At 42.0% G+C, this 12,139-nt stretch carries 9 protein-coding genes; 4 read left to right on the plus strand and 5 right to left on the minus strand.

Features of this window, described 5'->3' with window-relative positions; genetic code table 11:
• Window positions 1-11 precede the first annotated feature (11 nt).
• Window positions 12-386 carry a DUF2237 family protein gene (locus tag WBM49_RS06040; RefSeq protein WP_424371161.1) on the plus strand — a complete coding sequence of 125 codons (375 nt, stop codon included), beginning with the start codon at window positions 12-14 and terminating at the stop codon, window positions 384-386.
• Between the two features lie 27 nt (window positions 387-413).
• Window positions 414-1,310, plus strand: a complete 897-nt coding sequence (locus tag WBM49_RS06045; RefSeq protein WP_424371162.1) for a hypothetical protein — start codon at window positions 414-416, stop codon at window positions 1,308-1,310.
• 28 nt (window positions 1,311-1,338) lie between these two features.
• Here WBM49_RS06045 and WBM49_RS06050 read toward each other — a convergent pair whose 3' ends face one another.
• On the minus strand, window positions 1,339-2,706 hold the full coding sequence (locus tag WBM49_RS06050; protein ID WP_424371163.1) for a DUF5689 domain-containing protein: 1,368 nt from the start codon (window positions 2,704-2,706) through the stop codon (window positions 1,339-1,341).
• Window positions 2,707-2,718: 12 nt separating this feature from the next.
• Window positions 2,719-5,496: a TonB-dependent receptor gene (locus WBM49_RS06055; RefSeq protein ID WP_424371164.1), complete on the minus strand. Its 2,778-nt coding sequence runs from the start codon at window positions 5,494-5,496 to the stop codon at window positions 2,719-2,721.
• Window positions 5,497-5,625: 129 nt separating this feature from the next.
• On the opposite strand from WBM49_RS06055, the gene WBM49_RS06060 reads away from it, so the two are divergent.
• Complete coding sequence (locus WBM49_RS06060; RefSeq protein ID WP_424371165.1) at window positions 5,626-6,681, plus strand: endonuclease/exonuclease/phosphatase family protein; 1,056 nt, start codon at window positions 5,626-5,628, stop codon at window positions 6,679-6,681.
• 158 nt (window positions 6,682-6,839) lie between these two features.
• Window positions 6,840-7,568, plus strand: coding sequence for a cyanophycinase (locus WBM49_RS06065; protein WP_424371166.1), 729 nt, complete (start codon window positions 6,840-6,842; stop codon window positions 7,566-7,568).
• 71 nt (window positions 7,569-7,639) lie between these two features.
• Here WBM49_RS06065 and WBM49_RS06070 read toward each other — a convergent pair whose 3' ends face one another.
• The 3 genes from WBM49_RS06070 to WBM49_RS06080 all read right to left on the minus strand — a co-directional run bounded on the left by WBM49_RS06070 (window position 7,640) and on the right by WBM49_RS06080 (window position 12,041).
• Window positions 7,640-8,233, minus strand: coding sequence for a 3-keto-disaccharide hydrolase (locus tag WBM49_RS06070; protein WP_424371167.1), 594 nt, complete (start codon window positions 8,231-8,233; stop codon window positions 7,640-7,642).
• A gap of 13 nt (window positions 8,234-8,246) precedes the next feature.
• On the minus strand, window positions 8,247-8,702 hold the full coding sequence (locus WBM49_RS06075; RefSeq protein WP_424371168.1) for a hypothetical protein: 456 nt from the start codon (window positions 8,700-8,702) through the stop codon (window positions 8,247-8,249).
• Between the two features lie 84 nt (window positions 8,703-8,786).
• Window positions 8,787-12,041 (minus strand): TonB-dependent receptor domain-containing protein, encoded by a 3,255-nt coding sequence (locus tag WBM49_RS06080; protein ID WP_424371169.1) that lies wholly within the window; start codon window positions 12,039-12,041, stop codon window positions 8,787-8,789.
• Between the last annotated feature and the right edge of the window lie 98 nt (window positions 12,042-12,139).

Raw genomic sequence — 12,139 nt, forward strand, 5'->3', positions numbered from 1 at the left:
TATATTGTAGTATGAAAGAGAAAGTATTCAATGTCTTCGGGATGCCCCTGGAACCCTGCTGCTATGATCCAATGACGGGGTATTTCAGAGATGGTTTTTGCAGAACTATGGATTCGGACACAGGTACCCATGTGCTTTGTGCCCGGGTAACCTCCGAATTTCTTACATTTTCAAAAGAACGTGGAAATGATCTCAGTACCCCCATCCCTCAATGGCAATTTCCCGGTTTAAATCCAGGAGATCAGTGGTGTTTGTGTATTTCCAGGTGGATAGAAGCAGAAAAAGCCGGCGTGGCGCCCCCTGTGGTGCTTGAAGCAACGCACCAAAAGGCCCTTGAATTTACTACTCTAGAAAAACTTGTGCAATATGCCTGGGTACCCTTATAATACCTTTAATTTTTATTTACATCTTCAATGAATACAACTAACAGCACTATAGATCGTCTGCAAGAACTGTTTTTATCTGAAAACACCAAACAGAAGAGTGAGAAAGTCATCATAACCATTGCTATACTTAGCTTCCTGGTGCATCTGGCCCTCATTTTATTTAAAGATTTTCTGCCGGGGAGCATAACCCTTTCATCTTCTTTATTTAAGAACCCCATTGCTGCGATTTATACCCCCTTTTCCTTTATCCTGGTGTATGAGGTGTATTTGCTGGTATATTATCTTCCCAAGTCTATTTCCCTCTATATCAGCAAACAATACGAGATCATCACCCTCGTAATTATTCGGAGGATATTCAAGGATCTTTCCAACCTCGATTTGAATTCCAATTGGTTTGAAAACAGCTATGACCTTCAGCTCACTTTTGACCTAGTCACTACCTTGTTTTTGTTTGGGCTTATCTTTCTTTTCAATAAACTAAATCAAAATCGCAAAAAAGTAAGGGGTGAAATAAAAGAGTCTAATGATACGCTGGGCCTGCTTATTCGAAGAAAAAAAATACTGGCTATTTTATTGGTCCCTGTATTTGTGGGTTTAGCCTTATATAGCTTTGGCACCTGGATTGCAGATGTTACCGGGGCCATGAACGGTGGGATACATTCACTGGGCGATGTTAACCTTATCTTTTTTAATGAATTTTTTACCATCCTGATCCTGGCAGATGTATTGCTATTGCTCTTCTCGTTTTTCCACATGGATCAATTTAATGCCGTAATCCGAAATTCCGGTTTTATCATTTCTACCATCCTGATCCGTCTTTCCTTTAGCACCACAGGTCTGGTGAACGATTTGCTGGTGGTGGTGGCCGTTACGTTTGGTGTGTTGATCTTATGGATCAATAACAAGTATTATTCATTAAAATAAGGAAATACCCTGTTATTTGGCAATGAATTTATTCCCTGGTTCCAGGCGAAAAGTCCTGTGGGGCCATCTGTGGCTGGTTAATAGTTCCCTCAGCACCGGTATCATTGTAAACAGTCCATTCTGAAAAGGTAAACACCGGATTGCCCCTCTGAATCGTAAAATTTCGCAGGGCACGCCCATCTTCAAATTCATGATTGGTCCCTGAACCATCTTCTCCTACCACACCGAAAATATCTATAATAGTACCAAAAGGATCTACCAAGACCAGATTGTCATCGCCGTTAGAATCTGCGGGACTATTTAATCCCGCCTCCAGAGTGGGAACAAACCCATAAAACAGTTCAAAAGCCTCCGCATCCGAAGCCAATACAATAGTTTGATCCGAATAGAGTACAAAATCGCTTAGATCAATGGTAGAACCCAGGGTATTGTTGTCATTTGTGTACCTATCCAAATGCCATCCCTTCAAGGATAGAGAATCGGGGCCAGAATAATACAATTCTACAAAACGTGCACTACTGGCATTATCTGGATCGGCAATTTCCGAGATAAACAAAAACTCAGAAGTAAATTCAGTGATCAGATCTGCACAACGTTCATTTGTCAAATTCAGATCGGTAAGTGATCTCACTATTAGTTGTGGCACCCCATTTTCAGGATAATATATTCCTGTGACAGAGCCCATACCCTCGGGAAGAATTTCATCGGAAAAATCGGCATAACCACTGTTGATCAACAGTATGTTCTGGTCATTACAGTTAATTAGTTTTCGTTTAGTAGTTTCGCCAGTCACTGCAAACGCCTGCCCCAGTTCTTCTTCACTGAATTCCACCTTGTCTATTTCTATCAAAGTATTTGGTGACTGAAACTGAAGTTCTTCAATACTTGTTTGTTTAGGAGTTAAAGTGACGCTTTGATCGCAAAATCTTTTTATATGATTTTTTACTGCATGTGTAGGAATTCTACCAACGCTTAGATTGCCAAAGGAAGTAAAGACACTTCCAAGTTTGAAGATTCCTTTGGTTCTTCCCAGATATAAACCTTGCAGATGAATGCTTACCTTATCACCGGGATAAAAACGCAAATAAGAATCTCGGAGATCTACTTCTATCTGAATACCATGTATGGGGTTGATGGCTTTGTCCTGAATATGAATGGTGTTAAAGAAATTTCCCTTTTCATCTGATGAGGTCACGTATCCTTCGAGGATCAGATCCTCCAAAATTTTTGAGGTACTCCCTTGGTATAGATCAAAAACATTTTGAAAAGTTGTATTTGCCTTAGTGCTAGACTCACAAAAACCGGAAGGTAGCTCCCATTCTTCAGTCCTGAGGCAGGAAGTTAAGACGGTCATCATGAGAAAGAGGAATAATAAATATGCACTTAAAAATTTCATCTCTTTTTACGTTTAAAAGCTTACCGCAACATTGAGAAAAAAAGTGCGTCCAAAGCCATACCAGTATTTTGGGCCAAAGGCCGGATTGCCAGTACTCATATCTTGCTGCAACTGACCGTAATTTCCATTTCTGCTTTGCTCATACCCCCCTGTTTTATACACGGTATCAAAAACATTATTAAGACTGCAGAAAACACTGATGTAGTGACCCTTATACAACCAGGACTTTCCCCCAACCAGATTAAGAAGGTATACGGCTGGTAGAGACTCCTGTCTGAGCAATGATCTTATCTGGTCTTCCGTTGCTTCGGGAAATGGCATATTGGTAGTTGGATCTATTTTGAAGCTTTCCGTACGTGTTATCATGGCGATGTCAATATAGTTTTGAGCGAGATAATTTGCGGTGCCGGCGATCCACCAATAAGACGGATCCCGATACTCAAGGCCAACAGACAGGGCAGTTTGGGGCCCTTGTGAGATCCGATAGTTCTTGAGGGCTGCTATACCCAGATCAACAGATCCGTTCGTTTGCAGAAGCTCTTCACTTGCCCCTGCGGTATCAAAATTGATAGTAATTTCGGGGTCACTGGCATATTGATAGGTTCCCAAACCACTTACAACAGATGCTTTAAGATTTGGACCTACATCATATTCCACACCTATTTCAATTCCTTTATGTAGTTTATCCAACCCTGTCGCTACTTCTTGCACAAAATCGGATCCCACACCGGCATCCACATAAAAGAAATTTATTTCAGTAGTGTTTTGAAAACGAGTGTAATATGAAGATACTCTTGCGGTAAGTGTTGGCATTCGAAGGAGGTAGGTTATGTCAATACTTTGGACTTTTTCATTTGCAATGTTGGGTACGATCTCGTGATTCTCCCTTGGATTGATGTAAAGCGACTTTAATAGTGGGGCGCTAGTTCCCAAATATGTAGTTGCTTTGAACCATTGTCTGGAATTTAGTCTGTATGATACGCCTCCTTTTGCTGAAAAGTTTTGAAAGCGCTTTTTTTCACCTTTACCTCCGGAGTTTTGTAAATAGCGTTCATTTAAAAAAAGCCCGTTTCTTTGGAAATCTCTCTCAGCATATTCTCCTGCGACAAAAATGTCCCATTGTTTCCAAAATAAACGGGCTTGTAAAAAACTTTTCAAATGATAGGATTCTATAGTATAGTTGTAGTTGAAAATGTCATTTTGTTGCTTACTCAGAGAGCCGTTGACATCGTTACGTGTATTCGTGAATGGATCTATGTCTGCTAATTCAGAAGCCCCTAACAAATCCTTTGCTTTCGCAAAGCTATGGGTCTTAGAACGCTGAAAACTAAGGCCTGTATCTAATTTAAATGACTTCCCAAAAGTGAGATTCAACACCGTATTGGCAGTGAATACTCCTTCTTTGTTAACGTCGTCATACCAAACATAGGCTGCGTTATCTTGCCTGGATTCCGTTTTGTTTGACTCATAGAGTGTTTCCCAGGGTATTTGAGGGTTACGCAATAACGCTGCCCTGGCCTCATTTGCTCCGATAAAGTTTGCGCCAATCGGACTGTTGATATAGTAACTGGGCATGTACCTGTAATAGATGGGCTCGGGGTTTGGAGCATCGTAGTATCCCAATCTACTACTGCTAATTTCTCCGGATTGTTGAGCCACAGCAGCTCTTATACGTATATTTTTAGACTTGTATTTGTAGTACAGCATCCATATTGGTTCCTGTAGTGTTCTGATTCTCGATGATCTCAGTAAGCCCTCCTGCCACCCCCAATAAGGATTATAGGTAGACCCCAGCAAAGTTGTTGCTTCGTCTGTTAGGGCCGAAGACCTTCCCCTACTGTTGTAAGCATTGATCATTGTAATTCCCAAAGTATGTAGAGAGGAGAAAGCATAGTCTACAGCAGCGAACAGCGAATAGGCTTTATAGGGTGTTCCGTCTACAAATCCTTCACGCGCGCCTCTGCCGGAAAAGGACAATGAATATGCCAGGCGCTTTTTACTTATTCCTGAATGATACGAGGCCATGATCCGGTTGGTATAGGTTCTGTTGGAGGTCGCGGCCGATAAGCGCAATCCCGGCCTTGCCATAGAGGGCGACATATCTATAAATGTACTTCCGAGCAGGCCGCCAAAGGAATTATCGGAGGGTGACAAACCATAATTCAGTTCCTGATTCCTCGTAACATCATTAAGTCCGCCCCAATTGTTCCACTGAGGTCTTCCATCCCAGATGCGATTCATAGGGATGCCATTAATAAGTACCCGTCCTTCATTGGAATCGTAGCCGCGTACTTTAAAATACACCTGACTAAAATCAAAGGCTGCTCTGGAGAGAAATACATCGCGGGTTGCCTGCAACAATCCGGAGGCGGTCTCCAGACTTGCATTATCAAACAGGTCGGCTTCCGTAAGTGACACCAAATTATCTGTTTTTTCAGTGGCAATATTTTGTTCTACAAATATTACCCCTAGTAGAAGACTGTCTGTTTCTATAAGTACAGGATAGTATTTTGAAAGGATATTCGGCGAAGAAAAAACCAGCTGCTGTTCCCCTTTTAATGCCGTGACCAGTACAAATTCACCCTTCTTGTTGGTGCTGCTTTCTGTAGTAGTTCCCTCTATTTGTACCATGACTTCCGGGACGACTTTTTGATCTCTGTATTCCATGACCACTCCTGCAATGATAGAGGTTTGAGCCTTTCCCATCTGTATTAAACCTATGCTAAGAATGCTGTACATTAGAAAGATAGCCCTGAATTTTTCCCAAAAATAACGCCCCCACCTTTTCATTGTCCTCTACAAAATCAATTCGATCATTTTTTTATCAGGACCAAAATAGCGGCTTGTGCTGCAATCCCCTTGCATCTTTGAATACTACTTTCGACCTTAATATACGAGGCAGTTCAACAACTAATACCTATGAAGTTCTTACAGATACGTTTTATGATGCTTGCCTGTTTAGTGGGGAATGCCCAAGAAACTGATCTTTATACAGTGCATACGATTGCTTTTTACAATGTGGAGAATTTGTTTGATACCAAAGAAGATTCACTTGTCTTTGACGATGCATTTACCCCGGCAGGATCCTATCAATGGACCTCAGAACGGTATAATAGAAAAATTGATCATCTGGCACAGGTAATCAAAAGGGTTGGATTCTCCTTTAGGAAAAGTCCACCAGACATCGTAGGTCTTTGTGAGGTCGAAAATTTAAAGGTATTGCAAGATCTGGTTGCACATCCTTTATTACAGGCATCCAATTACGGGATCGTTCATAAGGATAGTCCGGACGAAAGGGGAATAGACGTTGCAATGCTTTTTAAGAAAAGTACTTTCCTCCCTACTGCCATGAAGTATCATACACTTAAACTCTTAAATGAACAGCGATTTCGGGAATACACCAGGGATCAGTTAGTAGTCAATGGTTTTTTAGATAATCAAGCCATCTATCTAATCATAAATCACTGGCCGTCCAGACGGGGAGGTGAATCTAGAAGTCGGCCTCATAGAATAGCCGCTGCCGAATTGAATCTTAGCATCATAGATTCCATTAAACACATGGAGAATAATCCAAGGATCATTGGCATGGGAGACTTTAATGACAACCCCACAGACTACACTTTTAGAAAGGTGCTCAAAACCAAGAATAAAAGCGCTGCGATAAAGGATATGGAGTTATTTAATCCCATGGAACAACTTTTTAAAAAGGGGGAGGGAAGTTTGGCCTATAGAGATCGATGGAGTCTTTTTGATCAGTTTTATGTAAGTGGAAATCTTGTAAATGGCCATTCCCCACTGAAAGTATGGAAGGTTGGTATTTACAATCCCTCTTCTTTAAGAATACCACAAGGACCATTCAAGGGGTATCCCCTCAGAACCTACGCGGGAGGCCGGTATACGGGTGGCTATAGCGATCATTTTCCAGTGTATGCTTTCCTTATTAGAAAAGTGAAGCCCTTATTAAGGGGTGACTAATTTCATTCTTTTGCACTATTTTAGCAACAAAAGTTTGTTCTATGCGCTTTCCTTCGATATTGCTAGTGTTAATATTCTTTATGCTACTCATGGATTCATGCACTGGTCAGGAATCAGAAACAATCGCAAAACCCCCATTGCCAGAAAACCAGATACCTGTGACCTCATTTTATACAGGAAATCCAAATACAGTGACCGCCCCAGCGGGTGGTGTTTGCATGATGGGTGGGCGTACGGAAAATGATAATGCCATGCGCTGGTTTTTAAATCGCGCACAAGGTGGAGATGTGCTGGTAATGCGTGCTTCCGGGTCTGATGGGTATAACGATTATTTATTTTCAGAATTAGGTTCGTCTGTCAATTCTGTGGAAACCCTGGTTTTTTCAGGAGTAACAGAAGATGCGGCCATAGTTGCCAAGATTGATGCTGCTGAAGCTATCTGGTTTGCCGGGGGTAACCAGGGCAAGTATGTAGAATATTGGAAAGACAATTCCATTGAAGATGCACTACAACGCGCAATTAATAGAAATGTGGTTATAGGTGGTACGAGTGCGGGAATGGCCATTTTAGGCGAATTCGTTTGGACAGGTGAAACTATTGTAACCAATTTTTTAAGCATCCCTTTTTTACAAGGAAAGATTACAGACACTCATTTTAGTGAGCGCAGTAGAATGGACCGTTTATTGGGTTTTATTGAGGAAACAGGTGCAAAGGGAATTGCCGCTGACGAATACACCGCTATTTGTATGGATCCCTCAGGGCTTGCAAGGGTTTTTGGCGATGAGGCAAACGATGATATTGCCTTTTTTATTGATGAATCATTCGAAGTTATCAGTGTAAAAGGAACTGCGAATGGAAGCGCTTCATTTGATTTATCCGCTTGGTAAATCCCCTTTCAAAAGTTTTGCGAACAGCAACTTGTTGTTGATTGTTTATTTTATCAAAAGGCAGTTTTCCTTTACTCCGGCGTCACTAATTTAATATTCCGCCACTTTACTTTGATCCCGCCCCCATCATGGATCTGCAGGGCTATGGAGCCTTCCCCGGCGCCAATGGCGGCATCATTTATACTAACCATCTGTACCCCATTGAGCCAGGAGGTAAGCTGATCTCCCATGACACGGATCTTCATGGTGTTCCATTGTCCTTCTCTCAGGACAAGCTCCTTTTCTATCTCTGGCTTAACCAGCCAACCACGGCCGTAGGATTCATAGACCCCCCCGGTGTGTTTTCCTTTGGGGGCCACCTCAACCTGCCATCCACTTACTTTGGTACCTTCTATGGTAGATCTGATAAATACCCCACTATTGCCATCGGCTTCCTGAAGGAAATCTAACGTTAATTCAAAATCTTTATACGGTTCATCTGTGGCAAGGTATCCATACTGTGCATCGGGGCCGCTTTCTGAGACCAAAAGGCCATCTTCCACATACCATTTTTCGGTGCCATAAATGGTCCAGCCCGTAAGGTCTTCCCCATTAAACAAAGATTTCTCCTGGGCCATCACAATGACCGAAAACAGACACGTAAGTATTGTACTTATATATTTCATAGTATTTAATTTTCTAATTAAACCATTGCGCATAGGGTATTCTTGTAAGAATCAACAGCAATCCCAGGCCGTATAACAGGGCAATGACCTTGAACTTTTTGCGGGCTTCCATCACTTTTTTATGGCGAGACCAACCAATAGTGATTATCACCACGGCCAGGATATTGATAAACGGATGTTCAACGGCTAAAAGTCGCGCTGCAGGGTTGAGTCCCCCCATGCCCAGGGTTTTAACGGCGAAGAATCCGCTAGATGAGATAAAGTACAGCAACAACCCAATTATCAATTGCATATGGCAAAGGATCAAAGTAAACAGGCTGAGGCGGTAATCCTTTTCCAGGGTAAACATACGTTTGCCAATGAGGCCTGTGATGGCATTGGCCACGGCGAGAAACAAAAGGGCCAGAACTATGTAGGCCAAATAGGAATGCAGTACGGATATCCAGTCGGTCATAAGACTATCTTTCATTATGGTTTATTTCTTTTAAAAGTAGTAATTTTTTCCAATAAAAAACCCCGCATAAAGCGGGGTTCTCTTATTGAAATATATTTCTTAGTTAAACAGGTATCTCACTCCCACCTGCAACCTCCAGGTATCACCAATGCTGGTAGATGGTCTGTAAGTAGATGTTGGGAAATCTGAGGTTCCTGGGATGGTGTTCAAACGATATATAGGCTCATTACTGGCATTTCGGCCTCTGAAGCTAAGAGGAGTTCGCTGAAAGGCAAACTGTGGAACACCCCACTCAGAATTTAACATATTCCCGATGTTAAGAAAATCCAGTGACAATTGGATCTTGTTCTTTTCATCATTGGTTAGTTTTATATCCTGAGTAATTCTTAGATCATATCTGTTTAACCATGGGTTTTTAGCTCCGTTTCTTTGAGCCACGGTACCACGGTTAGCACTGAGATACTCATCCCTGTCGATATAATTATTGAAGAGATCGATCTGTTGCTGAGCCGTAATGGTGTTACCTCCCAAGGTAAACTCTTCAAAATTTAGTTCTGAGGCATCATTAGGGATATAAATTAAACGATTAGAATTGTCCCCGAAGTCTCCGGCATAGGTATAGCTGAAACGTCCGTTTTCTCCACCTTCCCAGAATAATGAAATAGTGCTGTTATCCGTTTTGTAAGCAACGTTGGCGATAAAACGGTTAGGTTGGTCAAATCCGGCAAAGCTTAGTTCAGGACTGTTCCTGTTTTCCTGCACTACGGCAGTCCAAAGAGAACCGGCCTGTGACCCTCCAGAGGCATCAAGATCTCTAGCCCTTGAAAGGGTATAAGCGATCATGGTGTAGAATCCGTTATCGAACTGTTTCTGCAACTGAGCAGATAAGGAGATATAGTCTGCCTTTTTATCAGCGTTGGTTAAATAGAAAACATTCCTAAAATCAGCATCATTGGAATATCCTCCATCCCAGTAAGGACGTTGATCAGGCCCGGCAAGGTTCCCATCGGGAGCTCTTAACACAGGATTATAAACTATAGGTGTAGACAGGTCTTTTGAATAAATAAAATCCAAAGTTCCTGTGATACCCCAAGGCAGTTCATGATCGACCCCTATGTTTGTCCTCCATACCTGAGGTAATTTAAAGTCACGGTCTGTAAGGTTCAACTCATTAGAAAGGGTCTGTGACGGATTTGCAGGATTACCAAAGGTAACATCCGGGTTAAACACATAACCTGGTCCAAATTCCGTAGCTACATCGGCACCTTCAAACCCAAGACCTCCTCTAACCACACCAGAACCATTGATCTGGTTACTTAGCCATACAAAAGGAATACGTCCTGAGAAAACCCCTGTACCACCTCGTACCTGTGTGGTGCCTTCTCCCTTAACGTCCCAGTTAACCCCAACTCTTGGAGAAAACAATGGCTTCACTTTTGGGAACTGGCTTACATCCGGAGTGAAGTCGTTTCCATCCCCATCAGTAAATGTCTTATTAAGACCATCTAGCAAGGTGTTGCTTGGAATATCCGTAGCGTAGAAAGGGAAATCAATCCTAAGACCCCCTGTTACTTTCAGGTTATTGTTTACTTGATATTCATCCTGGAAATACACCCCAAACTGTCCGAATTTGGTCTCATCTACCGGAGGAGTTGATGAACCATCTAGGGCATATCCTTTAGCAAAGGCATCCGGAAAAGCTCCCGGAGTTTGATTGATCACTGTTTCAACAAAGCTGTCATAGCTAGTGAACCTGTAGAAGCCGTTAAATACAGGGTTAAAAGCATTCTTAAAAGTCATGTATTCAAAGTTAGCCCCCATGGTATAGGTATGCTTTCCTTTAAAGATTGTAAAGTTATCAGTAATATTTAATATGTTGTTTTCCAATAGGTTACCAACAGTAAACAGTTCGTTTCCAAGAGCAGTATAATACAACAGGTTACCACCCGCATCCGGCTCAAGTACTTCTATAAAAGGGAAGGCTTGCCCACCCGGAATTCCCCGTTTAGGATCTTGAATTGAGGTGTATCCAACGGTTAACTGGTTTACCATATTATCTTTTACCCTGGCATTCCATTCTCCTACCCAGGATTCTACCTTTCTGTCGTTGGTATAGTTTGCATTGGCAAAGGTCATGGCCTCAATATTATCTCTTCTGGTGTTTCGGTAACGCGTGGCTAAATACCTGTTGGAGTTCCCATTTATGGAAACATCGCTGGCAGATTCATACACATTGTATCGCAATGAGAACCTGTTACTTTGATTCAGGTTATAATCCAGTCTTGCATTGAACCTTGTTTGTGATGAGGCAAATGGATAATTTTCATAAGGCCCGGTTTCATACCCATATAAGGAAAGCATTCTTTCACGTATAAAATCGAGTTGAGATGCCGGAACTCTTGAAATAGTTAGTCCGTCTGGTGAAAGACCTGGCCTTGAGGCCTGTCTAGTAAAGCCTGGTACAGCCTCTTCCTCTTCTTCATAACTTACAAAGAAGAAAAGTTTGTTCTTAATAATTGGTCCTCCAAGAGAAATACCTTTTATATCGTTTTGTGAACTACCTCTATTCAGTTCAATATCTCTTAATTTATTTCCGACCATTTGGTCATTTCTAAAGAAATAATAGGCAGACCCTTTGAAATCGTTGGTACCAGATTTGGTGATGGCGTTTACCGAGGCACCTGTAAAACCTGCCAAGCGAACATCATATGGTGCCAGATTAACCTGCACTTCCTCGATAGCATCCAGAGAGATCGGATTTGCACCGGCAAACTGACCGCTTCCCAACCCGAAGTTGTTGTTGTAAATATTCCCATCGATGGTGTAGTTGTTAAACCTGCTGGAGGTTCCGGCAAAGGCGTTTCCACTGGATTGTGGAGTAAGCCTTGTAAAATCGTTTATACTCCTGTTAATAGTTGGCAGGGCATCTATAGTTTCACGGCTAAGGTTTACGGAGGGACCTGTACGGTCTGGATCAATTATTCCTCCACTTACTGAGGTTACGACCACTTCTGCGAGTTGAACACCTTCTACCATCTCTACTTTTAGGTTGTAACTTTGGCCAAGACCCAAATTGATCCCGTCGAAGCTTCTATCCTGAAACCCAACATAGGTTACATTCACGGCATAAGGCCCCCCTACCCTGATGTTGGGCAAGTAGAAGATTCCTTCTTCGTTAGAAATAGCACCATAGGTTGTTCCTGAAGGTGTGTGGACAGCTACAATGTTAGCCCCAAACAAAGGCTCCCCTTGTTCGTCCGTTACCAGTCCCTGCATGTTTGCAGTGGTAATGCCCTGTGAAAAAGCCATTGCCGTTATCAAAAACGCAGCAAGGGCGAAGTACATTTTTTTCATAGTTCTCGTGTTAATTAGTTTTTAATCTGTCAGCAAAAGTGTCATATTTTAGGCACTTACACATTAAGTCATTGTTAAATTAAGGAGAACAAATTTAA

Source organism: Muriicola sp. (assembly GCF_049669965.1).
In the GTDB taxonomy this organism is placed as follows: Bacteria; Bacteroidota; Bacteroidia; order Flavobacteriales; family Flavobacteriaceae; genus Muriicola.